Annotated in this window: 1 pseudogene; it reads right to left on the reverse strand. The window is 67.0% G+C overall.

The annotated features are described in order from the left end of the window. Positions 1-44 precede the first annotated feature (44 nt). A pseudogene (locus EOA23_RS35340) lies at positions 45-524 on the reverse strand (excinuclease ABC subunit B); the annotation flags it as partial.

The raw sequence follows: 524 nt of genomic DNA on the forward strand, positions 1-524 counted from the left end.
CGCCGATCCACCTTCTCCCACAAGGGGAGAAGGAGAAGATGGCGCTACTGCCCCGGCCGTCCGGTCTTGCTCGGACGCCGCTTCTGGCGGCGCTCGTCGGCCGGGTCCTCGTAGGAGCCGATTCCGGCGCGTTGACGAACAATTGGCTTGTCGTCCTTCGCGCCACGCTCAGTCTCGCCAACTCCCGAGATCGGCTTTGGCTTCGCCGGCACTTTTCCCTCGACCGGCTTTTCCGTCCGCCGCACCGTCATCTCGTCGAGCGAGTTCTTGCGGAACAACGGCTTGGTGCGGTCGCCGGGAATGCCGAAGTCGGAGCCATGCGCTTCCTGCGCCGTCTGCTTCTTGAACAGCGAGCGCGATACCGCGCCGGCCGGCGTCGTCATGTCCGTGCCGGGGCCCATGTCGTCGAGCGAGGGCTTGGCGAAGAGCGGCTTCTTCAACGGCACGGCGCCGTCTGCGCCCATCTCGTCGAGATGCGGCTTGCGGAACAGGTTGGGCCGGGCCGCCTTGGCTGCTTCCTCGGC

This window comes from Mesorhizobium sp. M2A.F.Ca.ET.042.01.1.1 (assembly GCF_003997405.1).
In the GTDB taxonomy this organism is placed as follows: domain Bacteria; phylum Pseudomonadota; class Alphaproteobacteria; order Rhizobiales; family Rhizobiaceae; genus Mesorhizobium.